The sequence below is a fragment of the Collinsella tanakaei genome, from assembly GCF_016900375.1.
Lineage (GTDB): Bacteria > Actinomycetota > Coriobacteriia > Coriobacteriales > Coriobacteriaceae > Collinsella.
The window spans coordinates 87,329-110,833 of the sequence record NZ_JACJKB010000006.1; the positions used below are offsets into that span (position 1 = coordinate 87,329).

At 63.8% G+C, this 23,505-nt stretch carries 16 protein-coding genes; 11 read left to right on the top strand and 5 right to left on the bottom strand.

Annotated elements, in window-relative coordinates; genetic code table 11:
* Window positions 1-416 precede the first annotated feature (416 nt).
* Genes H6A16_RS05460 through H6A16_RS05470 form a run of 3 tightly spaced genes read left to right on the top strand, consistent with a single transcriptional unit; the run spans window position 417 to window position 2,902 of the window.
* Complete coding sequence (locus tag H6A16_RS05460; protein WP_204616883.1) at window positions 417-1,328, top strand: alpha/beta hydrolase; 912 nt, start codon at window positions 417-419, stop codon at window positions 1,326-1,328.
* Between the two features lie 54 nt (window positions 1,329-1,382).
* A complete protein-coding gene (locus H6A16_RS05465; protein WP_204616885.1) occupies window positions 1,383-2,390 on the top strand; it encodes a YdcF family protein in 1,008 nt (335 codons plus the stop codon).
* Window positions 2,391-2,422: 32 nt separating this feature from the next.
* Window positions 2,423-2,902, top strand: a complete 480-nt coding sequence (locus H6A16_RS05470; RefSeq protein ID WP_204616887.1) for a YbaK/EbsC family protein — start codon at window positions 2,423-2,425, stop codon at window positions 2,900-2,902.
* A gap of 143 nt (window positions 2,903-3,045) precedes the next feature.
* On the opposite strand, the gene H6A16_RS05475 is transcribed toward H6A16_RS05470, so the two are convergent.
* Together H6A16_RS05475 and H6A16_RS05480 are read right to left on the bottom strand one after the other, a co-directional pair.
* Window positions 3,046-4,119 carry a type IV toxin-antitoxin system AbiEi family antitoxin domain-containing protein gene (locus H6A16_RS05475; protein ID WP_204616889.1) on the bottom strand — a complete coding sequence of 358 codons (1,074 nt, stop codon included), beginning with the start codon at window positions 4,117-4,119 and terminating at the stop codon, window positions 3,046-3,048.
* A 444-nt stretch (window positions 4,120-4,563) separates the two neighbouring features.
* Window positions 4,564-5,496: a LysR family transcriptional regulator gene (locus H6A16_RS05480; RefSeq protein WP_204616891.1), complete on the bottom strand. Its 933-nt coding sequence runs from the start codon at window positions 5,494-5,496 to the stop codon at window positions 4,564-4,566.
* A 209-nt stretch (window positions 5,497-5,705) separates the two neighbouring features.
* Here H6A16_RS05480 and H6A16_RS05485 point away from each other — a divergent pair, with 209 nt between their 5' ends.
* The 4 genes from H6A16_RS05485 to feoB all read left to right on the top strand — a co-directional run bounded on the left by H6A16_RS05485 (window position 5,706) and on the right by feoB (window position 13,148).
* Window positions 5,706-7,988, top strand: a complete 2,283-nt coding sequence (locus H6A16_RS05485) for a hydratase (RefSeq protein WP_204616893.1) — start codon at window positions 5,706-5,708, stop codon at window positions 7,986-7,988.
* Window positions 7,989-8,174: 186 nt separating this feature from the next.
* A complete protein-coding gene (locus H6A16_RS05490; RefSeq protein ID WP_204616895.1) occupies window positions 8,175-9,479 on the top strand; it encodes an SLC13 family permease in 1,305 nt (434 codons plus the stop codon).
* A gap of 13 nt (window positions 9,480-9,492) precedes the next feature.
* Window positions 9,493-10,260, top strand: coding sequence for an amidohydrolase family protein (locus tag H6A16_RS05495; RefSeq protein WP_204616897.1), 768 nt, complete (start codon window positions 9,493-9,495; stop codon window positions 10,258-10,260).
* Window positions 10,261-10,790: 530 nt separating this feature from the next.
* Window positions 10,791-13,148, top strand: coding sequence for a ferrous iron transport protein B (feoB, locus tag H6A16_RS05500; protein ID WP_204616899.1), 2,358 nt, complete (start codon window positions 10,791-10,793; stop codon window positions 13,146-13,148).
* 284 nt (window positions 13,149-13,432) lie between these two features.
* Here feoB and H6A16_RS05505 read toward each other — a convergent pair whose 3' ends face one another.
* Entirely contained in the window at window positions 13,433-13,963 is a 531-nt protein-coding gene (locus H6A16_RS05505) for a cysteine hydrolase family protein (RefSeq protein ID WP_204616902.1), read from the bottom strand.
* Between the two features lie 283 nt (window positions 13,964-14,246).
* Here H6A16_RS05505 and H6A16_RS05510 point away from each other — a divergent pair, with 283 nt between their 5' ends.
* On the top strand, window positions 14,247-15,815 hold the full coding sequence (locus tag H6A16_RS05510; RefSeq protein ID WP_428830077.1) for an aminotransferase class I/II-fold pyridoxal phosphate-dependent enzyme: 1,569 nt from the start codon (window positions 14,247-14,249) through the stop codon (window positions 15,813-15,815).
* Between the two features lie 195 nt (window positions 15,816-16,010).
* A complete protein-coding gene (locus H6A16_RS05515) occupies window positions 16,011-16,862 on the top strand; it encodes a hypothetical protein (RefSeq protein ID WP_204616906.1) in 852 nt (283 codons plus the stop codon).
* Window positions 16,863-17,102: 240 nt separating this feature from the next.
* Here H6A16_RS05515 and H6A16_RS05520 read toward each other — a convergent pair whose 3' ends face one another.
* On the bottom strand, window positions 17,103-18,440 hold the full coding sequence (locus tag H6A16_RS05520; protein ID WP_204616908.1) for a putative ABC transporter permease: 1,338 nt from the start codon (window positions 18,438-18,440) through the stop codon (window positions 17,103-17,105).
* A gap of 245 nt (window positions 18,441-18,685) precedes the next feature.
* Here H6A16_RS05520 and H6A16_RS05525 point away from each other — a divergent pair, with 245 nt between their 5' ends.
* A complete protein-coding gene (locus H6A16_RS05525) occupies window positions 18,686-19,102 on the top strand; it encodes a hypothetical protein (protein WP_204616910.1) in 417 nt (138 codons plus the stop codon).
* Between the two features lie 245 nt (window positions 19,103-19,347).
* On the top strand, window positions 19,348-20,274 hold the full coding sequence (locus H6A16_RS05530) for a LysR family transcriptional regulator (protein ID WP_204616913.1): 927 nt from the start codon (window positions 19,348-19,350) through the stop codon (window positions 20,272-20,274).
* A gap of 119 nt (window positions 20,275-20,393) precedes the next feature.
* On the opposite strand, the gene H6A16_RS05535 is transcribed toward H6A16_RS05530, so the two are convergent.
* A complete protein-coding gene (locus H6A16_RS05535; protein ID WP_204616915.1) occupies window positions 20,394-23,495 on the bottom strand; it encodes a mechanosensitive ion channel domain-containing protein in 3,102 nt (1,033 codons plus the stop codon).
* Window positions 23,496-23,505 lie beyond the last annotated feature (10 nt).

The window sequence follows — 23,505 nt, forward strand, 5'->3', positions numbered from 1 at the left end:
TCCTTGGGATCTTGTTTGGTTGCGGAGGTGCCTCCGCGCTCTGCGCCCATGATACCCAAGCGGCATCCTTGGTAATGCGTGTGGGGGATAATCACGACCTTGTATACATAAAAACCTGCAGGTGGTGCGCACCAGTCGGGCGATTCTGACCCCCTGTTGGCTTAAGAGCGCCAAAACGCCCTCGGATAAACATGACAGTTAGGACGGGGCCCACTGTCATGCAATCCGCGAGCGCGGGGCGGCCTGCCGCTGTGCGCAAAAAAACATGACAGTGGGCCCCGTCCTGACTGTCATGTTCATGCGTGTGAAGACTCTGGAGTTGTCGGCAGGCGGCGCTCGCTGGTATACCCTTGTCTGCGGGTTAACCCGCCGATAAACGAAGCAACAACGCAGCAGAAACGGATGGTGCATCACCTATGGTTATCGAGACGCATGCCCTGTGGGGCGACGAGCCGACCGAAGAGCATCCGGCAACCTACACGGCCTATCTGGCAGAGCCGGTACCCGCCCGCGCGAACAAGCCGCGCCCCGCGGTGGTGATCTGCGGCGGCGGCAGCTTCACGAGCATCGCCGCGCACGAGCAGGAGCCGGTGGCCTTCGCGTTTCTGAACCGCGGCTTTCAGGCGTTTACGCTCGACTACGTGACAAGCGCGACGGGCGACGTCTCCTTCCCGAATCCCGAGGTCGACCTCGCCAAGATGGTCGCCACCGTCCGTGCGAACGCTAAGGACTGGCACGTCGATCCCGAGCGCGTCGTGGTCGTGGGCTTCTCGGCTGGCGGCTTCGTGTGCGCGTCGCTTGCGGCCCAGTGGAAGAGCAGCTCGTTTGCGGCCCTCGCGGGGGAGCGCCTGGAGTACACGCGTCCCGACGCGGCGATCCTTGCCTACCCGGTGCTCGACTTCCGCGTCGTGCGCGATGAGCAGACGCGCGACCCGCGCATCGACCTGCGCGTTCCCAAGACGGGCGGCAAAACCGGCCGCGACCTGCTGAACGATTACTTTGCCTTGGTGATGGGCGGCGACGCCACCGACGAGCGCATGGCCGAGGTGTGTCCCACGACGCATGTCTCGCGCGATATGCCGCCGACGTTCGTGTGGGGTACGGCCGACGACCGCACCTGTCCGATCGTGCAGGTCTACGACTTCGCCGCCGCCATGGCGCGCGAGGGCGTGGCGCACGAGGTCCACGTGTTCGATCGCGGCGGCCACGGGCTTTCGGTGGCGAACGTCAACACGCGCAGCGACAACGAGGCGGAGCAGCGGGCGGTCGATGCCTGGGTCGACCTCGCGTTCGACTTCCTGGTTCGTCAGGGCATCGTCGAGGCGTAATGCGCGGCGTTTGCCGGCGCGCTCGCAGACGCGAAAACCGATAGGGGCGAGGACATGGGTGATATGGCGATAGCGGTCTCCGGCGCGCTTGCGCTCGGGGCGCTCGCTGTGCTCGTCGCCTCGTTCCGCGGCGGTTCGGCGTCGTTCGTGCGGATGGGGCCCGCGGCGCTGCTCGCACTGTTTGCCGCCCTCGTGCTGGGGGTTTGCGGTGGCCCCGGCGAGCTCGATGTTCTGTACCGCTCTCCTGTATCGTTTGGCATTATCTGCGTCGCCGTTGCCCTTTTGGCCCTGAGTGGCTGCGCGGACATCGTCCGGCATCGCGGGGCGCGTGCCGTCTCGGTCGCCTCGCTGGGCGTTGCCGCCGTGCTGGCGGGGCTGTACGTGGCGACGCGCGCCGGAGCCATCGCGACACTCCCGTTTCGCAGCGTGGTGAGCCTCCTTGCATTCGAGGCCCTCTGGCTCGCCTTCGCGCTTATCGTCTTCGTGATCGGCAACGCCGCCTACCGCGTTTGCCACCCGGCTGCGCGCGTCGACATCGCCCGGCCGTTCGCCTATATCGTGGTGCACGGGGCGAAGATCTTCGGAACGAAGCCGTCTCCGCTGCTCGCAAGCCGTGTCGATGCGGCGCGCGAGCTCTGGGAGCGCCAAGGTCGATGCGGCGCCATCGTGGTGTCGGGCGGCCAGGGCGCCGACGAGGTGGCATCCGAGGCTGCCGTGATGCGCGATTACCTGCTTGAGCAGGGCGTTCCCGCCGCAGCGATCGTCGAGGAGGACCGCTCCACCACCACGCTCGAGAACCTGGTGTTCTCGAAGGCGCTCATGGACCGGCTGGGCGGCGGCGCGCCGTATCGCGTGGCGCTGGCGACGAGCGAGTTCCATGTGTTTCGCTGTGCGACCATGGCGCGCCGGCTCGGGCTCGATGCGGAGGTCGCGGCGGCGCCGACAAGGCTCGCGACCTGGATGCGCTCGTTTGTGCGGGAGTTCGGCGGCGTGCTGATCGAGTATCCGCGCCAGTTCGGATACGTTGCGCTGCTGTGGCTTGCTGCTACGATGGTGTGCTAACAAAGCACGGTATCGGGTGAGAGGACAGCAGCATGTCGTTTGACGTTGCAAAGGCATATCTGGATAGCATCGGCTTGGGCGACCGCGTGATCGCCACCGAGGCCCCGAGCTCGACGGTGGAGGAGGCCGCGGCGGCGCTCGGCTGCGAGCCCGAGCATATCGCCAAGACCATGGCGTTTCTGGTGGACGACGCCCCGGTGCTCGTCCTGTGCGCGGGCGATGCGCGCGTAAACAACAGCATGTTCAAGCAGTTTTTCCACACCAAGGCCAAGATGATCCCCGGTGACGTCGTCGAGGGGCTCGTGGGCCACGCTCCCGGCGGCGTGTGCCCCTTTGGCGCCAAGCCCGAGGCCCGCGTGTACCTGGATGAATCGCTGCGCCGCTTCGACGTGGTGTACCCCGCCTGCGGCAACGACCACAGCGGCGTGCGCCTGACGATCCCCGAGCTCGAGCGCGCCACGAACGCCGCCGGCTGGGTTGACGTCTGCCGCGGCTGGCGCACCGAGGAGTAGTCGCCCCGATCGCGCCGATGCGCCTTCCGTGTCTCGAATTCTCCGCTTTTATTACTGACCCCAGGCGAGACCGCTGTTTCTCTCTCTAACGTGCCCGTTTTGGCGACGTTAGAGATAGAAATCGCGGTCTCGCCTGGGGTCAATTAATAGCCCGGCTTCGGATCGAGCCCGGCGTTGAGCGACGGGAGTGCCGATCGATAGTCGAGCGGTTTAATGGCGGTATCGCGATAATCGCCGGGCACCAGCGCCTCGGGTGTCACGTCGACGACGGCAAACAGCTGGGCAAGCTTGCCAGGCTTCCAGACGTCATCCATGGAAAACCGCACGATGGGCATACCGAGGGCAGACAGGTGTGCTTCCCGCTTGCGTTCTTCGATGAGAGCATCGGCTGTTGTTTTGCCTTTGAGCATCCTCTCGTTGGTGTATTTCTCCTTGCCATCCAGCTCGCCCAGCACGGTCGTTCCATCTTTGAGCTTGAACAGATAATCAGGCCTTAGGGTTCGCCCCTTGTCGTAGGGGTCCGAAAACGTCGGTTGAAGGTCGTGGGGCGAAATACCCGCTGTGATCATGATGGCCCTTGCGATCGATTCCCCTCCGCTCTCCGCGCGCGCATCGGCAAGTCGGGCGATGCGCAAGGCATTGAGGTAGCCACGCCGCCCATAGGCAAGTTTGTAGACCATCCCCTCGAGAAGCTCATGCTCGACTCCCCATGTTCTCAAGGCGGCGTCGGCTATGGCCATTCCGTCTTCGAAAGGAGCGACGCGGAGGCAGTCGATGACGGTTGACGCGAACGACGTGACACGAACGCCATCGATGACGGCAACCCTGTCCGTTCGGGTGTCGGCGTGACGGATGATGTCCGCGGAGCTTTTTGTCGAGCACGACGGGTCAATGCAAATATGTGTGCACGTGAGCAGCCGATAAGAGACGGGAAGCCCGTGCATGAGCGCGGCGCTGTACAGGCAAAATGTCCAGTCGGGATGAAGCTTGGCCAGAGCGCGTATGATCCAGCGCGCCCGTTCGTCCGGCTTGAGCTTCGACCAGACAGACGAGCGCACGTAAAGGCCGCGATGGGGACGCACGAGGCTCCCGTCGGCTTTCCGCCTGCTGAATGCCTGCGTGTCTTCGGGTGTTTGCGCCCAGGCGCATCGCGATTCCTCTTCCGCCTCGTTGAGCAGCGCGCAGATGCGCCGGTCGCACTGTGTCTTGCGTTTCATGCAATAACTCCAATAGCTAAAAGAACATATAGCGATATCTTATTGGAGAGATTTCAGGCGATTCAGCGCTGCGTTCCCGCGAATGCCTTCCAGAACCCAACACCTATGGTTGGCGGCGAAAGATCGTGGAGCCATTGAGGAGCGCTGGAATGCGTCTCGGTGAGCGCTGCCGAATCCGCCGGCGAGCGGTGAAATGCCACGTGCAAAGACGGCTGCAACGCACGTTTGGAGTACGTTGCCGTGCGAGTTCATCCAGTAAAGACGGCCGGTTCATTTCTGACCCCAGGCGAGACCGCTGTTTCTCTCTCTAATTCGCCAAAATGGGCGCGTTAGAGAGAGAAATCGCGGTCTCGCCTGGGGTCAGAAATAAACGCCGGCAATAACGCGGCGCTCGGTCGTGTCGGACTTCGGCGACGGCCCGACGTAGTTGTACGGGATTTGCCACTAGGCGATTGTCCGCTCGATAGCCTTCTCAAAATACGAGGCAAGCGTCTCGTCGGCGCGGGAGAGCGAACCGTTCCGGAAGGTAGCCAGGCACAGGTACCATTTGGCGTTGAGGTTCTCGTCAATCGAAAGGAAGCGCGCCCCTTCGGGAAGGTCGGCGATCTGCGTGTAGCTCTGCGGCCCGATCGTGTAGCCCAATCCGCGCGCCGCGACGCACTGCGCCGTCGCGTAGTCGCGCATCTCGAGCGCGATATGGGGGCTGACGCGCGCCCGCATAAACGAAAGATCGAGCACCTGACGGATGCGCTGACCATAGGGAACGGTGATGAGCGGTTCCTCTATGAGGTCGCGGATATCGATGTAGGGGTATGGGTAGCGGATGCTCTTGACGGCCTTATCCAGCAGGGGGCTGTCGGAACCCGCCGTCACGACGAAGGGATCGGTCCACAGCACGTTGTAATCGATGTGGTTGTTAACGTTTTCGGGCAGGCGGTGCATCACGGCGAAGCCGATCTCGCAGGCGGTGAGCGCGCGGTCGAGCTCCTTCGAGTTTCCCTCCACGATATTGATCTTGATGTTGGGGTAGGCGCGGCAGAACGCGGGCAGCACCTCGGGCAGCAGGATGCGCCCGAGCAGCCGCGTGATGCCGAACGTGACCGTTCCCTTCTTGAGCGCGTCGGTATCGCTCAGGTCGGTCCGGAAATCCTCGTAGAGCTTCAGCACCTGGTTTGCCATCTGCAGGTATTTCTTGCCGGCATCGGTGGGCTGCAGGCCGTGCTTCGTGCGGTCGAAGAGCTTGACCTCGAGGCCTTCCTCGATGCGATGGAGCGATTGCGAGAGCGACGGCTGGGCAACGAAGAGTTTGCGCGCCGCGGCGGACACGCTGCCCTCGTCGGCGATGGTCTTGATGTAGATGAGCTCCCGGTCGTTCATGATGCTCCTCGCTGACGCGGTCCTCAAGGCGAAAGGGCGCGCCCTCCTGCCAACAGATTACGTCGCTCTTCCAGCACAATCAGCTATTCTGACCTTGCTTTATAGGATACACCTTATAGTCTCCATCCAATCAAAGTATTTGTCGTATGGGGGCTATCCCCGCATACTCAGGGCATGGAACGTCCATCTTTTCGGCATAGGGAGGACACATGGATGCAGTGAAGCTGTACGAGGGCGGCGTATACCTCGTCGACGGGGACCAGATCGTTCCCGAGGCCGAGGTCGACGCCGTCAAGAACGCAAAGGGCCGCGAGGTCACGCCGGATCAGGCGCGCCGCGGCACCATCGCCTACGGCATCATGCAGGCGCACAATACGTCGGGCGACGAGAAGAACCTCAAGGTGAAGTTCGACGCGCTCACGAGCCACGACATCACCTACGTCGGCATCGTCCAGACCGCGAAGGCCTCGGGTCTCGAGAAGTTCCCGATCCCTTACGTGCTCACCACCTGCCACAACTCGCTGTGCGCGGTGGGCGGCACCATCAACGAGGACGATCACCTCTTCGGTCTGTCCGCGGCCAAGCACTACGGCGGCATCTACGTGCCCCCGCACATCGCCGTCATCCACCAGTACATGCGCGAGATGATGGCCGGCGGCGGCAAGATGATCCTCGGCTCCGACTCCCACACCCGCTACGGCGCGCTCGGCACCATGGCCATCGGCGAGGGCGGCGGCGAGCTCGTCAAACAGCTGCTCGGCCAGACCTACGACGTGGCCACGCCCGAGGTCATCGCCATCTACCTCGAGGGCGCGCCCGCGCCGTTCGTCGGCCCGCAGGACATCGCGCTGGCCATCATCGGCGCCGTGTTCGAGCGCGGCTACGTGAAGAACAAGGTCATGGAGTTCGTCGGCCCGGGCGTCTCCACCATGACGACCGACTACCGCAACGGCGTCGACGTCATGACGACCGAGACCACTTGCCTGTCCTCCATCTGGCGTACCGACGAGGACACGAAGAAGTTCCTCGCCGACCACGGCCGTGCCGAGGACTTCAAGCAGCTCGATCCGGCAGACGTGGCCTACTACGATGGCTGCGTGCGCGTGGATCTCTCCAAGATCCGCCCGATGATCGCCCTGCCGTTCCATCCCTCCAACGTCTACACCATCGACGAGCTCAACGCCAACCTCGCCGACATCCTGGCGGACGTCGAGAAGCACGCCGACGAGATTTCCGGCCGCGTGGGCTCGCTCGACCTGCTCGGCAAGGTCGACGCCGCCGGTCTGCACGTGCAGCAGGGCACTATCGCCGGCTGCGCGGGCGGCAACTACACGAACGTCATCGAGGCCGCCCACGCGCTGCGCGGCAAGAGCTGCGGCGCCGGTGAGTTCGCGCTGTCCGTGTACCCCTCTTCGCAGCCGGTCTTCGCCGACCTGGTCAAGAAGGGCGCCATCTACGATCTCATGCAGGCGGGCGCCATCATCCGCACGGCATTCTGCGGCCCCTGCTTCGGCGCTGGTGACACCCCGGCCAACAACACGCTGGCCATCCGCCACACCACGCGCAACTTCCCGAACCGCGAGGGCTCCAAGCCCGGTAACGGTCAGATGAGCGCCGTCGCCCTCATGGATGCCCGCTCCATCGCGGCCACGGCGGCCAACGGCGGCGTGCTCACCTCCGCCGAGACGCTCGACTGCTGGGGCGACGTGCCCGAGCACGATTTCGATCCTTCGTCCTACGAGCACCGCGTGTTCAACGGCTTCGCGGTCGCCAAGGAGGAGGAGCCGCTCGTCTACGGCCCGAACATCAAGGACTGGCCCGAGATGGAGCCGCTCGGCGAGAACATCCTGCTGCAGGTCTGCTCCAAGATCCTCGACCCGGTGACCACGACCGACGAGCTCATCCCCTCGGGCGAGACCTCGTCGTTCCGTTCCAATCCGCTCGGCCTCGCTGAGTTCACGCTGTCGCGCCGCGACCCGGCCTACGTGGGCAACGCCAAGAAGACGGCTGCCTACGAGACCGCGCGTCTCGAGGGTGCCGAGCCTGCTGAGCTCGCCGACGTCTTCGCGGCCATCCGCACCGTCACGCCCGAGGCCGCCGCTGATAACGTCGAGATCGGCTCCATGGTCTACGCCATCAAGCCGGGCGACGGCTCCGCACGCGAGCAGGCAGCAAGCTGTCAGCGCGTCCTGGGCGGCCTTGCCAACATCACGAAGCAGTACGCAACGAAGCGCTACCGCTCCAACGTGATGAACTGGGGCATGATCCCGTTCCAGTCCGAGGACGAGCCCGCCTTCGAGGTCGGCGACTTCGTCTACGTCCCCGGTGTCCGCGAGGCCATCGCCTCCGGCGCCACCGAGTTCACCGGTCACGTCATCCGCGACGGCAAGGTTGCCGGCACCATGGCGCTCTACGTTGCGCCCATGACCGACAACGAGCGCCAGATCGTGCTCGATGGCTGCCTGATCAACTTCAACCGCAATAGGCGATAGCGAGCACAAAGCGGCCGGGGCGATACCCCGCCCCGGCCGCAGCTGATTCGTCGCTTGTCGCTCGACAAGAGGGTATGCGAGCGGAACGGAAGTTTCCGCACAGCGTTCCGCCCGCATACGCAGGGAGGTGATTGCGCTCGAAATTGACGTAGGTCAGCTTTCCATTAGTTTATGAGGAGGAAAACAATGGAATCTGTGCTGGTTATCCTAGCCATCGTTTTGGCAATCGGCCTCGGAGAGATATTTAACATCAACACCGGTCTGATTGCTGGCGCATTTGCCTATATTATTGGCTGTTTTGTGCTTGGAATGTCGGTTGACGACCTGCTCGGCGCGTGGCCGACCGACCTGTTCATGGTCATCTTCTCGATTTCGCTCTTCTTCAACTTCGCTGTGGTCAACGGTACGCTGGAGAAGGTTGCGAACGTGCTACTGTACCGCTTCCGCAAGCTCGAGCAGTTCCTGCCGCTCGTTCTGTACTTGGTGACGGCGCTCGTCTCCGGTCTCGGCGCCGCGTTCTTCACCTCCGTTGCCGTCATGGGCGCCATCGGCATGGTGCTTTGCCGCAACTCCAACATGAACCGCCTGTACGCCGCCATGGCCGTGTCGCTCGGTGCCCTGTCCGGCGCGAACTTCATGGTCAGCGCCCATGGCGTCCTGTTCAACTCGCTGCTCAGCCAGGTCGAGGGCGTCGCCGATCAGGCGAGCGCCATCACGACGAACATCTTCGCCGTGTCGTTCATCTACCCCATCATCGTCATCGGCGTCCTGTGCTTCATCGACATGCGCAACAACCGCGGCAAGGACAGCGAGCTTCACATCGAGAAGCCCGAGCCCTTCACCGGCAAGCAGAAGCTCAACCTGGCGCTCATCTTCATCATGATGCTCATCGTTCTGGGCGCGCCCATCCTGAGCAACCTGTTCTCCGATGTCACCTGGTTCGTCGAGGCGTGCGACCGCGTGGATGTTACCCTGGTCGCTCTGGTCATGGCCATCGTCGGCTACCTGTGCAAGCTCGTGGACGATCCCAAGCCCGTGTTCCAGCGCGTGCCGTGGGACACCATCTGGTTGGTCGGTGGCGTCGGCATGCTCGTCGAGGTGGCCGTCCAAGCCGGTACCATCGACATGCTCGCGGGTCTCATCAACATGATTCCGACCCCGATCGTGCCCATTGCCGTCTGCGTCATCGCTGGTATCATGTCTATCTTCAGCTCGACGCTCGGCGTCGTGGCCCCGCTCATGTTCCCGATGATCCCGGGTTTCGTGGCCGCCACCGGCATGAGCCCCTCGCTGTTCGCCGTCGCCATCATCATCGGCGCTCAGTCCACCTCGATTGCGCCGTTCTCTACGGGCGGCTCGCTTCAGCTCGGCGCCAGCGGCCTCGAGGGCGAGGAGCAGGACAAGTTCTACAACGAGCTCCTATTCAAGGGTACGCCGCTCGGGCTGGCCTTCGCCGCCGTCGCTTCGGTTCTGCTGATGTTCATCTTCTAGGATTGGGGGAGTCGTGTACAAGGTATTCGACAGCCACTTCCACATCATCGATCCTGCGTATCCCCTCGTGGTGAACCAGGGCTTCACGCCCGACTACTACACGGTCGAGCAGTACCGCGCCGAACTCGCCGACATGGGCATCGAGGCCGTCGGAGGCGCCGTGGTGTCCGGTTCGTTCCAGGGCTACGATCAGAGCTATTTCGCCGGTGCGCTCGGCAAGCTCGGCGAGGGTTTCGTCGGCGTGACGCAGCTTGACCCCGAGACGTCCGATGACGAGATCCTGAAGCTCGACGAGCTGGGCATCAAGGCCATCCGCTTCAATCTCTTCCGCGGCCTTTCCGCTACGCTGGAAGAGATCGAGGGGCAGGGCCGCCGCGTGCGCGAGCTGTGCGGCTGGAAGACTGAGCTCTACCTGGACGCCTCAAAGATGGACGACGACTTCGTCGCGCTCGTGCTGCGCATGCCCGGCGTGTCCATCGACCATCTTGGCATGCGCAAGGGCGGGGCGGACCTGCTCAAGCGGTTCGTGTCCGCCGGCGTACCGGTCCGCGTGACGGGTTTCGGCCGCATCGACCACACCCGTGAGGAGGCCTCGAAGCTCATCGCCGAGCTCTATGCGGAGAATCCCCAGGCGCTGATTTTCGGGTCCGACCTGCCGTCGACTCGCGCGAGCAAGCGTTTCGGTGTCGACGACATCGAGCTCATCTGCGAGGCCGTCGGTGCGGACCACGCGCAGGAGATCCTCTACGACAACGGTGCCGCCTGGTATCTCGGGGCGTAGACCTTTCCATTCATCGTTAGCTTGTCTTTCCTTTCCCTTTTCCAAGGCCCCCGGTGCGTTCTGCTCAAACGCGCCGGGGGTTCCTTTGTGTTTAGGGGGTGGCCGTCCAGCGCACTCTTCGGGCGGCATCTACTTGGGATGGGCGCCTTGGAAATTACTGACCCCAGGCGAGACCGCTGTTTCTCTCTCTAACTTGCCATGTTTGGCCAAGTTAGAGAGAGAAACAGCGGTCTCGCCTGGGGTCAATTAAAAAGTCGCCTGCGTGGTCGGGGTGCCGTCCGGCGGGGGAGGAGCTCGGCGCCCCATCTCGAGCGAGCGGCTTCGCGCCCGCCTTGTCGTCAAGGCGCTTCCGCGTGCCAAGGCGAGTCCTCGCGCCCGCCAGCACTGCCCCCGCCCCGCGCACCTGCCCCTGCGTTTACATGAGATGAAATCGATGTTATTCCCGCTGCTTGCCGCCCGTCACGCTATCATGGCAAAGGCATGAATGCATACCGAGGCGCAGCCTGCGCCAGAGGGGAAGCACAGCATACATGAGACTTGATACGCTCGAGATCGGCAAGGACGCCATCATCGCGTCGGTCGATTCCGATGACGCGGCGCTGCGTCAGCATATTCTGGACATGGGCCTCACGCCGGGCACCGAGGTCACCATGATGAAGTACGCCCCCATGGGCGACCCGGTCGAGATTCGCCTGCGCGGCTACGAGCTCACGCTGCGTAAGGACGACGCGGCCCGCATCGAGCTGCGCGACATTCACGATGCGCACAACCTGCTGCGCCGCAACGCCCAGGTGGGCACCACGGCGCACCCCGCGCTCGGCGAGGACGCCGCGCGCCCGCGTACCGGCGGCAAGCCCATCCCCGAGGGCCGTCCCTTGAGCTTCGCGCTCGCCGGCAACCAGAACTGCGGCAAGACCACGCTGTTCAACCAGCTCACCGGCTCCAACCAGCATGTGGGCAACTTCCCGGGCGTCACCGTCGACCGTAAGGACGGCCAGATCAAGGGCCATCCCGAGGCCACGGTCACCGACCTGCCGGGCATCTACTCGCTTTCGCCCTACACGAGCGAGGAGATCGTCTCGCGCGAGTTCATCCTGCACGAGCAGCCCGACGCCATCATCAACATCGTGGATGCGACGAACATCGAGCGCAACCTCTACCTGACGCTGCAGCTCATGGAGCTCGACCGCCCCATGGTGCTGGCGCTCAACATGATGGACGAGGTCGCCGCCAACGGCGGCACCGTCGACGTCAACAAGCTCGAGGAGCTGCTCGGCATCCCGGTGGTGCCCATTTCGGCCGCCAAGGGCGAGGGCATCGGCGAGCTGGTGGAGCACGCGCTGCACGTCGCGCGCTTCCGCGAGCATCCCGGGCGCCTGGACTTCTGCGCCGCCGCCGGCCCGGATCACGGCGCGCTGCACCGCTGCATCCACGGCGTGTGCCACCTGGTCGAGGACCACGCGGCCACCGCCGGTCTGCCGCTGCGCTTTGCCGCGACGAAGCTCATCGAGGGCGACGAGCGCGTCATGCGCGCGCTGGCGCTCGACCAAAACGAGCTCGACACGCTGGAGCACATCATCGTGCAGATGGAGGACGAGTCGGGCAGCGACCGCATGGCGGCCCTTGCCGACATGCGCTTCGGCTTCATCGAGGACGTCTGCTCTGCAAGCGTCGTGAAGCCGCACGAGAGCCGCGAGCACATGCGCTCGGTGGCTGCCGACCGCATCCTGACCGGCCGCTACACGGCCATCCCCGTGTTCATCGGCATCATGGCGCTTGTGTTCTGGCTCACCTTTGATGTGATCGGCCAGCGCCTCGCCGACCTGCTCGAGATGGGCATCGAGGCGTTTACCGGCGTGGTCGACGCCGCGCTTGCCGACTTCGGCGTGAACCCGGTCGTGCACTCGCTTGTGATCGACGGCATCTTCGCCGGCGTGGGTGGCGTGCTTTCGTTTTTGCCGATCATCGTCGTGCTGTTCCTGCTGCTGTCCATCCTCGAGGACTCTGGCTATATGGCGCGCGTCGCCTTCGTGATGGATAAGCTGCTGCGCCGCATCGGCCTGTCGGGCCGCAGCATCGTGCCTATGCTGATCGGCTTCGGCTGCAGCGTGCCTGCCATCATGGCGACCCGCACCTTGCCGTCCGAGCACGACCGCAAGATGACGGTCATGCTCACGCCGTTCATGAGCTGCTCGGCGAAGCTGCCCGTATACGGCTTGATCACCGCGGCGTTCTTCCCCGCGTACGGCGGCCTCGTTATGACGGGCATGTACCTGCTGGGCATCGTGGTGGGCATTCTCGTGGCGCTCGTGCTAAAGAACAGCGCGTTTCGAGGCGACCCCGTGCCCTTCGTGATGGAGCTGCCCAATTACCGCCTGCCCAGCGCCGCCACCGTGGCGCGGCTCGCGTGGGACAAGGGCAAGGGCTTCGTGCGCAAGGCATTTACCATCGTGTTCGTGGCCACGATCATCATCTGGTTCCTGCAGACGTTCGACATCCGCTTCAACGTGGTGACCGACCAGTCCCAGAGCCTGCTTGCGGGTGTGGGCCAGCTGATCGCCCCGATCTTCGCGCCGCTCGGCTTCGGCGACTGGCGCGCGTCCACGGCGCTCGCGGCCGGCTTTGCCGCCAAGGAGAGCGTGGTCTCGACGCTTACCGTCCTGCTCGGCGGCGACGTCTCGGCGCTCCCGACGCTGTTCACGCCGCTGACGGCGTTTTGCTTCCTGGCGTTCACGCTGCTGTACACGCCCTGTGTCGCCGCTGTGTCGACCGTGCGCAGCGAGCTCGGCACCCGCATGATGTGGGCGGTGGTTGCGCTGCAGTGCGGTGTCGCGTGGGTCGTGGCGTTCGCGATCCATGTGATCGGCATGGCGGTCGGACTCGGGTAACGCAAAGCCTATCGAGGAGGGCACCCGTGGCAGCTTTTGCCGCCACGGGCGCCCTCTTTTCGTCTCGTCAATCGAGTTAGCCAATATGAACGCCGGTTTTCAGTGTTTCTTGAGCGAACCAGAGAGTAGTCGCCTGATTTTGGCGGCGTTTTCCCAGTTGGCAAGCGCGAAAACAGGCCATCTACTCAGCGGATGCCAAAAGAAATACTGAAAACCGGCTGTTCAGATTGGCTAACTCTGTATTTTGACGCGATCTTGCGGCTCAGATAGCTGCCAACCGTCCGCTACAGCACTTCGACCTGGCAGCTGCGCATCGTGGAGAGGGCCGCATCGTGGGCGGCGGGCGTCACGCCGGCGCAGAGAGCCGCCTCGCAGCGCACGGGAATCTCGGGGAAGTGCGCCTTGATGAGCAGGGCGTTGCTCACCACGCAGATGTCGGTGCACAGGCCGATGACCTCGATGGAGTCGATGGGCTTCTCGTCGTTTTGCTGGGCGAGCCACCACACGAGGGCAACCGAGCCGAACGTGGGCTTGTCGAACACCATGGCATCGCGCGTGCGGCGGACCTCCTCAAGCTCGGGGACGAGCTGCCAGCCCGGGGTGTCGCGCACGCAGTGCGTAACAGGCAGGTTGCGACCCTCCTGCGTTTCGAGGTAGTTCGGCTCATGCGTGTCGCGCGTGAAGACGACGGTGCCCTCGAAGTCGCGAGCGCGTGCGGCAACGCCTTCGACGATCGCCTGCGCCTCGGGCGTGCCCAGAGCGCCATCAACGAAGTCCTTCTGCATGTCGATGACGACCAGATAATCGTTGGCCATGGGGTTTCCTCCCGTATCGGGTGACGGTTTAGCTGTACCTTGTCGTCTGATGATAGCGTCTGGCGAGGCCAGCAGCTGCAGGACAGCGGTGTTTCTCCATTGGAAACGATGGGAGCCGGGCGGCTCACGCGTGAGCACATGGGCGTCCAGGCGGTTCAAGATGCCCCAGATTTTCCCGAAGTTCAATTTCCATCTGTGCTAGACTGCCCATAATTGAACTTTGAACCAAAGAGACCGCGAAGTTCAATTTCGACCAAGATCATCTTGAACCTTCGGAGGCGAGATGGACCGCATGGCAGAACGAGAGCTGTTCGCCACCCGCTTGAGGGAGGCGATGGAGCGCCAGGGCCTCAAGCAGGCAGGCGTCATCCAGGCGGCATCGCAGCTCGGCGCCAAGCTGGGCAAAAGCCAGATGAGCCAGTACGTGAGCGGCAAGACCGTGCCGCGCCGCGATGTCGTCGCCCTGCTGGCGCGCGTCCTCGACGTCGACGCCGCATGGCTCGCCGGCGCGCATGACGATGCCGCGCCGCCTGCGGACGAGCGAGCTAGCGCGCGGCATGAGGCCGCCGCCAACCCCGTGACCACCAGCACCAGCACCGGCACCGAAGCCGCAACCGCCCAAAGGAGCACCACCATGCGCGAATTCAAGAAGTCCTCCAAGCTCGATAACGTCCTCTACGACGTCCGCGGTCCCGTCAACGACGAGGCCGAGGCCATGGAGGCCCGCGGCGAGCATATCCTCAAGCTGAACATCGGCAACCCCGCGCCGTTCGGCTTTCGCACGCCCGACGAGGTCATCTTCGACATGCGCCAGCAGCTCACCGAGTGCGAGGGCTACTCCAACTCGAAGGGTCTGTTCTCGGCGCGCAAGGCCATCATGCAGTACGCGCAGCTCAAGCACATCCCCAACGTGGACGTCGACGGCATCTATACGGGCAACGGCGTCTCGGAGCTCATCCAGCTGTGCATGAACGCGCTGCTCGACACCGGCGACGAGATCCTCATCCCGAGCCCCGACTACCCGCTGTGGACCGCGTGCGCCACGCTGGCGGGTGGCGTGCCGGTGCACTACATCTGCGACGAGCAGGCCGATTGGAACCCCGACCTGGCCGACATGGAGGCCAAGATTACCTCGCGCACGAAGGCCATCGTCATCATCAACCCCAACAACCCCACGGGCGCGGTCTATTCGCTCGAGGTCCTGCAGAGCATCGTCGACCTCGCGCGCAAACACCAGCTCATGGTTTTCTCCGACGAGATCTACGACCGCCTGTGCATGGACGGCATCAAGCACGTGTCGATCGCCTCGCTCGCGCCCGACCTGCCGTGCGTGACGTTCTCCGGCCTGTCGAAGTCGCACATGATCGCGGGCTACCGCATCGGCTGGATGATCCTTTCGGGCAACAAGCGCTGCATGCGCGATTTCATCTTCGGCGTGAACATGCTGTCGAACATGCGCCTGTGCTCCAACGTGCCCGCGCAGTCCATCGTGCAGACGGCGCTCGGCGGCTATCAGAGCGTCGAGCGCTACGTGGAGCCCGGCGGCCGCGTGTTCGAGCAGCGCAGCTACGTGTACGAGGCCCTGAACGCGATCGACGGCGTGACGGCGGTCAAGCCCAAGGCGGCGTTCTACATCTTCCCCAAGCTGGACGTCAAGAAGTTCAACATCACCGACGATGAGCAGTTCGCGCTCGACCTGCTGCACGAGAAGCGCATCCTCATCACGCGCGGTGGCGGCTTCAACTGGGACAAGCCGGACCACTTCCGCATCGTGTACCTGCCGCGCATGGAGGTCCTGCGCGAGGCGATGACGGACCTGGCAGACTTCCTGTCCACGTACCGCCAAGCATAACCGAGCGCGGCGCGCAAGCCGCATCCAACATCTGTGCAGATAAGGAGCGCTTCTGGCGCTCCTTTTGTGATGGGGGAGTTTGATGCGCGCGGGTGCTCGGACAGCCGTCTACACTACATTCGGGCCGGAAGGCCATGTGTTGATTGCGGCCAGAGGAAGGCCGCCTGTAGAGCGCCGAGGGCGCAGGAGGAACTCATGAGTGAGTACAGCGAAATGGACGAGAAGATGACCGAGAACGAGACGACTGCCGCCGAGACCGTGGCGGAGACGGTTGCCGAGACCGTCGCTGAGGAGCCCGTGGCCGAGCCGGCCGCCGAGGCTGAGGAGATCGCCGCTGATGACGAGGCTGAGCCCCGCGACCTGGACGGCGAGCTGTTCGACAAGATCAACCGCGCTGCGCGCCTGCTTCGCGGGCGCCGCGACATGATGCGCGACGAGGCCGAGGAGGACGCCAAGCGCCTGAACGACCTCATGCGCGCGCTCAAGCTCCTGGAGCTCAAGCCCAAGATGGAGCAGAAGGAGATGGCCGAGCTGCTGGGCATGCGCCTGCGTGAGCTCAACGCCATCATGGTCGAGGCCGAGAAGAACGACATCGTGGCCCGCGTTGAGCCCGAGGAGGACGACATGCGCAAGGTCGTCATCTTCGCCAGCGAGGATGCCGCCGAGCTCGCCGCCAAGATGGGCGGCAAGCGCAAGAAGCTCGTTCCGCAGCTGTCTTCCGACGACTGCGAGCAGATCCTCGCGCTGCTCGACAAGGTGATCGACCCGATGGTCGCTATGGGCCTCGACGCCGATCGCGGCCCGCGTGGCGGCCGTGACGACCGTGGTCCCCGCGGCGGCTTCGGTGGTCGCGACGATCGTGGCCCGCGTGGTCCCCGTGGCGGCCGTGACGACCGCGGCCCGCGTGGCGGCTTCGGTCGTGACCGCGACGACCGTGGTCCCCGTGGCCCGCGCGGCAACTTCGGTCCTCGTGGCGGCCGTGGCCCGCGCGACGACCGCGGTGGCCGTGGCGGCTTCAGCGGCAATCACCGCGGTGGCCGCTTCTAAGGCGTAGGCCGAGCGCATAACGATTCTGGGAAGACCCCGGCAGGCTGGAGCCCGCCGGGGTCTTTTCTTGTCGATGCGGCGCCCGGAAGGTGGGCGTCGCGCTGAGGCAGCTGGGCATGCGGGCCGTCCGGCCAAGCACGCGGATGCACCCGCCCATAAAAGAAGCCCGCCCCCGGACGGAACCGGAGGCGGGCAGCAATCGCAAAGCGCGGCGGGCAAGAAGCCCGCATCAGATCCGGGCTACACCGCAGCAGACGCGGAAGACCCGGCCGCGACCGCATCGCCCGCGGACTGTTCGGCCACGGCCTCGCCGTCGATACGGCTGGAGTCCTCAGGCGTGATCGTCATGCTCTGGAAGCGGTGCTCCATGTACTCGTTGTCGAAGTTCTTGGCAAAGAACTCCTCCACGGGCGTGGTGCCGGCCACGCCGGACAAACGCTCGAACCAGCAGTCGAGGGCCTCGAGCGTCATGACGCCGTTCACGAGCATGAGCACGGTGCACAGGGCGGTGAGGGAGTAGCGCAGCTTCCAGGGAATCAGGTTGATGAGCTTGAGCAGCCACGGCAGGCAGAGCTTGATCCACACGAAGCCGAGGGCGCCCCACATGCACATGAACAGCGTGCTCGTGCGGCCGCCGAACAGCACCGCCACCGGGTCGGGGATTCCGAAGATGGTGTATCCGGTGTAATCCCACGCCACAGCGCCGAAGCCCATCTGCATGAACCAGCTGACCGCAGCCTCGAACAGGCCGCCGATGATGGCGGACACCACGAAGATGATTACGGGGTTCGCCTTGTAGAAGCGGTTGAGCGCCACCGTCATGAGCACGGCACCGAAGCCGTAGATGGGCGAGAAGGGGCCGAAGAGCATGCCGGCGCGGTCCTGATACACACCGGGCTCGACGATAACCATGTGGTAGATGGTCTCGATGATGAGGCCGAGGATGCAGCAGACCACGAAGACCCAGAACAGGTTGAAGAAGTTCAGCTCGATATAGCCCTTGCCCTCGAGATCGCGGCCGAGCATGCCCACGTGCGCTGCCTCGCGGTCGCGCAGGTCGTTGGCCACGCGCTCAAGATGGCGTTCACGCAGAAGCGACGGGTCGACCGTCACCGACAGCGTGAGAAGGATGACGAGCTGGATGGCGTCGGGGATGAGGTGCGTGCCGATGCCCTCGAGCATCATGCGCAACAGCATCTGCAGGATCGTCGTGGCAATAAGCACGTGCGACCAGCGCGCAGCGTTGCGACGGTGGTTCTTCAGCAGCGAGCGGCCGAACACGATCAGGCCGATGGCGTTGCCGAAGGCGACGACGAGCGAGATCGCCAGCAGCACAATGGGCAGGGTCGGATCGGAGCTCAGGGTGATGAGGTCGGGGCGTGCCTGCAGCGCCCACATGACCATGGCGCCGAAGATGCCGAACATGGGGATGGTGATGATGCCGTCCGCCATGCAGAGGAAGCCGTAGATCTTAAGGATCAGCGGGACTTCGTTGCCCTGTGGCTCCTTCGGGGGAGCGGCAAAATGCGAGCCCGCTTCCTTGGAGGGGCTCTGCTGCTTGATAGCGTCTTGTGTCATGAGCGTTCCTTCGGTTATGCGATGCATAGCGCGGTTGATTGAACTGCAAAAGCATACCGCATGGCGCCCTGTATCGCCTGCGTACTCGCAAGGTTGCGCCCTAATTCTCAAGGCATGGTTGACGATTGCCGGCAATCGTTGACGCGCCTGAAAAATGCTGCCTATAATCTCGCGGTTTTGCTGGAAGGCCCTGCCCGTCGCTATTTCCGCCCCGGCAATAACCACACGCTATGGAAGGAACCGGTATGTCCAAGCTTTCCCCGAACAGTCTGGTCGTCAAGGGCATCAGCCTGTTCTTCGTAATCTTCGGCCTTGCCACGGTTGCGGTCGCTGCCATCATGTTCTTCGGTGCTCCCGAGGTCGACCTGCAGATGGAGGACGGTGCCCAGATCGCCCAGATGTACGCCGTCATCGCCGGTGTCATCGGCCTGTTCGAGTTCATCTGCGGCTTTATCGGCATGCGTGCCGCCAAGCACCACAAGCTGCTCAAGCCCTACACCTACCTCGTTGCCGTCATGGTGTTCGTGAATCTCTCCCTGTTGGGCACCTCGTTGCTCAACCATGTGTACAACAACGTGTGGCAGCACCTCGTTTCGATCGCCGTGGCGTTCACCGCGATCGTCTTCGCCTCGCGTGCTCTGAACGAGGACGGAACCAACTAGGCTACGTGCCCCATATCCGCCCAAGCGGTCTGAAAGCGGTCTGCCTGCATCGTGGGCGGACCGCTTTTTCACGGTGCGCCGGTAGGCAATTATCAACTACCTGTTGACAGTTACCGCTCGTGACGAGCCCATGTGAGGGTGTGGACGTATCCTGAGATATGCTCGGTGCGCATGAGGGAGGGAACCGCCTCAGGGGCAGTGCCGGCTGATCGCGAAGAAGACGAGCGAAACTGTGGGGCTATGCTGTGAACATACGACAGCTTCAATACTTCTATCTCGCAGCATGTTGCGGCAGCTTTTCCGAAGCGGCCCGAGCCGAGGGCGTTTCGGTGCAAGCGGTGTCCAAGGCGCTGATCGACCTCGAAGAAGAGCTCGGTAGCCCGCTGTTCGTCCGCGGTGGGCGCACGATATCGCTTACGCCGTTCGGCAAGGCCATGGTCGGCCCGGCGCGCGAGGCCATCGCCAGCTTCGACGCATTCGGCCGCGCGGCGGAACTTCATGCGGAAAAGGATGAGGGCGGCGCCAGAACCGATCTGCGTCTCGTGCTCGTATCGCCCCCCTTTGCCAAGCACGAGCTGGTGTGCAATGCGTTTTCTCAGCTCGTATCGCATATGCTCGGCATCAAGACCCATCTATCGCTCGCGCTCGGTCCGCAGGCGCTTGCCGATTTGCGCGCGGGCAATATCGACGCGATGATCACGATCGGCAACTTCTCCGACCCGCGCTGCACGTGCCTAGTGCTTGGCACCGTATCGGTCGGTGTGTTCATGGGCAAGCGCCATCCGCTGCGCCGCAAGCGCCTGCTCACGTTTGCCGATCTGGATCCGTATCCCGTGCTCTACAACGACGAGGTCGACTCGTTCAACGAGACGATTCTCAAATCGTGCGTCAAGCGCGGGCTCGCGTCGAAGCTCGTCGAGGTCCAAACCGATGATGGGGTGGCGAACTTCCTGGAAAAGCAGAACGGCCTTGTTCTGGGCGTCCATCTGAAGGCGCTGGATATCAAGCCGCTGGCCGCCATGCATCGCGTGGACCCCGCGGACGCCCCGCCGATCCCCGTCTGCATGGTCACCCTCAAGGGCCGCCAGAACGAATCGGTTGAGCGGCTCGACCGCTTTATACGCAATGAGTTCCCGCTCATGAAGCGGGTATTCACTGGCCCCGAAGGCTAGGCGCGCTCACGCCATCGGACATACCGCATCGGACCCTCCGTATATGAGAACGAGCCCGGAAGACCGTTCGTCTTCCGGGCTCGTTGCGTTGCGCAAGCGCTGTGGCGCGGGAACGTCGCCTAGTGGCGGTTGGTGTCGTTGAACTCGTCGAAGTCCTCGTTCTCGTCGCCGATGTGCTTGACGGCTTCCTTCTGCTCGGCGTTGAAGGCGTCGGCGGCGCGCTTCTCGGCGGCAGTGGCCTTCTTGAACACGGTCGGTTGGTTGATGACAACCTGCGGGTAGGGGATGGAGATGTCGTACTTGTCGAACATCAGCTTCATCTCGCGATTCAGGTCGTTGGTCAGCGGCACGCGGTCCTTCTCGGCGCACTCGGCCACGATCTTGATGTTGACCGAGTTGTCGGCAAGCATCGTGACGCCCTTGTAGAACGGGCCGTCGATGATGGCCGGCAGGCGCTTCTTGATGTTGGGGAGCTCCTTGGCAAGAACGTTCTCCACGCGCTCCAGGCTCTCGCCGTATTCGATGCCGACCTCGACGGCGGCGTAGCTGTGCTCCTTGGTCATGTTGACCACGTTGGAGATGCCGGAGTTGCGCATCACGAGGATGTTGCCGGAGCCGTCGTTGATCTTGGTGGTGCGCACGCCGATCTCCACGACGGTGCCGCGCTGGCCGCCCACCTGGATGATGTCGCCGACGCGGAACTCGCCCTCGAAGATGATGAACATGCCGGCGATGATATCGGCAACGAGGTCCTTCGCGCCCAGCGAGATGGCGAGCGTGAGCAGGCCGGCCGAGGCGAGCAGCGTGGCGGAGTCGACACCCACAAGGGCCAGGCACCAGTACAGCATGCCGATGACGGTGCCGTACTTGATGAAGCTCGCCAACAGGCGGCAGAGCGTGACGCCGCGGGCCTCGACCATGCGGGAGATCAGCCGCAGGAGGCGCTGGACGGCCTCGGCGATGGTGATGGCCACGCAGGCGAACATCAGGCTCGCCGTGATGGCGAAGATGTTGAGGCCGCGCTCCCAGGTGCCGCCCAGGATGTAGGAGAAGATCGAGCCCTTCTGGAAGAACTGATCCTTAAAGATGACGGCGACGCAGATGACGATCACCGCGAGGCTCGCGAACCAGCGCAGCACGGTGCCGAGCTTCTGCTCGGGCGACATCTCGTTCCAGTGGAAGGAGCGGTTGAGCCAGCGGCTGGCGGCGGACTCGGTGCGCATCGTACGGCCGCCGACGGTGACGTTGACCATGCGGGTGTCGCCATCCTCCTCGGCGCCTTCCTCAACGTGTTCCTCCACGGTCTCGACGCCGGGCTCGAGCGTGAGCAGGAAGAAGATGATGGCGAGGCAGACGACGGCGATGCAGCCGGTGGCGATGGTCAGCGGGCCGCGCTCGGCCATGAGGTGGCCCTCGTCGCCGGCGACGAAGACGTAGTAGCCGTCCGTCTCGCTGGCCGAGGCGTAGAAGGTCTCGCCGTTGATGGTGATGTAATCGCTGAAGCCGTCCTTCAGCTGGGCGTCGGTCATGCCGACCTCGGTGGCGACCTTGCCCACCATGTACTCGTCGGGGTAGTAGGCGATGGTCTTGTCGGTCTTGTCGACGGCGAAGGCGAAGCCGCCCGCGCCGGTCTGGACGCCGTCGAGCACGTGGTCGATCGTCACCGTGGCAAGGAGCTGCTCCAGGCGGGTTGGGCGCACGCTCAGCTGGACGAAGCCGTTGATGTCGCCCTTCTCGTCATGCGTGACGGCGGCGATGTACTGGCGCATGTCGCCCGAGACCTCGTCGGGCATGGGGTCCTGCACGATGTACTCGACGCCCTGCAGCATCTTGTTGAACTCGTAGGACTGGTCCTCGGGATTCTGCGACAGCGTGAAGTTGGTGAAGTTCGAGTCGGTGGCGATCAGCTTGCCCGTGCCGTTGAACACGAACAGGTACTCGCAGTTCAGCAGGTCGGAGAGCTCGGCGAGCTTCTCGTGGTTGGCAAGCGAGGGGTTCTGGTCGAGGATGTACGCTGCGACCTTGGCCTTCGCAAGGTACTCGTCGCTGAACTGCTGCGTCAGGTCGTCGGCGCGCTGCTGGCTGCGCTCGAGGGTCGTGGCGATCTGCGACACGCGCTCGTTGTTGGTGAGCGACTGGGACGACAGCGCGAAGAGCGTCTGCATGTAATAGGAGACGATGAGCACGCCGAGGAAGCCGACCACCGAGAGGACGGCGGCGCGGCCGGCGATCTTGCGGTTGAAGCGGAACGGGCCGAGGTGGCCGAAGTCGGTCTCCTCGTGGCCGCGGCGCTCGTCGTCGCGCAGCACGAAGACGCCGTAGAGCGCCACCGTGGCGATGACCACGAAGAACGCGAACAGGATGACGCCGACGGTGAGGGTGCCGGAGGCGTTCATGTCGGACTCGGGCACGGCGCAGATGTAGTACATGTCGTCGATCAGACGCACGCCGCAGAAGAGCTCCTCGCCGTTGACCGTGACGGTCGCGTAGGCGCCGTCTTCGAGCATGGAGGGATCGAAGCCCAGGTCGATGATGTCGGAGCCGATCACGCCCTCGTCGGGGTGGTACTCGACGATGTAGTCGCGTGCAGAGGCGGCGAACACGTAGCCGTGCTGGCCGAGCGCGATATTGCGCAGGACGCTCGCGGTGGAGCCGGTGGCCTCGATGAGCTCGTGCAGGCTCTCGGGGCTCTGCTCGATGACGACCATGGTGTTGTCGTCGATGCGGGCGGAGTAGTAGCGCATGTACCAGTTGCGCTCGGGGACGTCGATCTCGACGGCCTTGGAGGGCTTGCCGGTCTTGAGGGTCTCGCGCAGGCGGTTGTAGCGCGCGTACGAGAACGTCGCCTTGGTGGGGCCGGCGCTCGCCAGGATGTCGCCCGCCGCGTTCACGACGAGCACGTTATCGACGTCGAGCAGCTTCTGGTACTCGGACATCTTGGTGTCGGAGATCTCGAAGCCGGCGTCGTTTTGCGCCATGAACGCGACCTGGGCCGCCTTGGACTGGTAGTTCGCGTCGAACTGGATGGTGTTCTGCTCGGTGTCCTCATCGGCCTCGGCGAGCAGGGTTTCGAGCTCCTCGGCCTCGAGATGCATCTCCTCGACGTAGCTGTTGCGCGTCAGCTGGCTTTGCATGTTGTAGAGCAAAAACGCCATGGCGACCATGCTCGCGGCCACGACGACCAGCAGCGCGACGATCTTCTTGGAAAGTTTCTTCGACATGTTCGCGTCC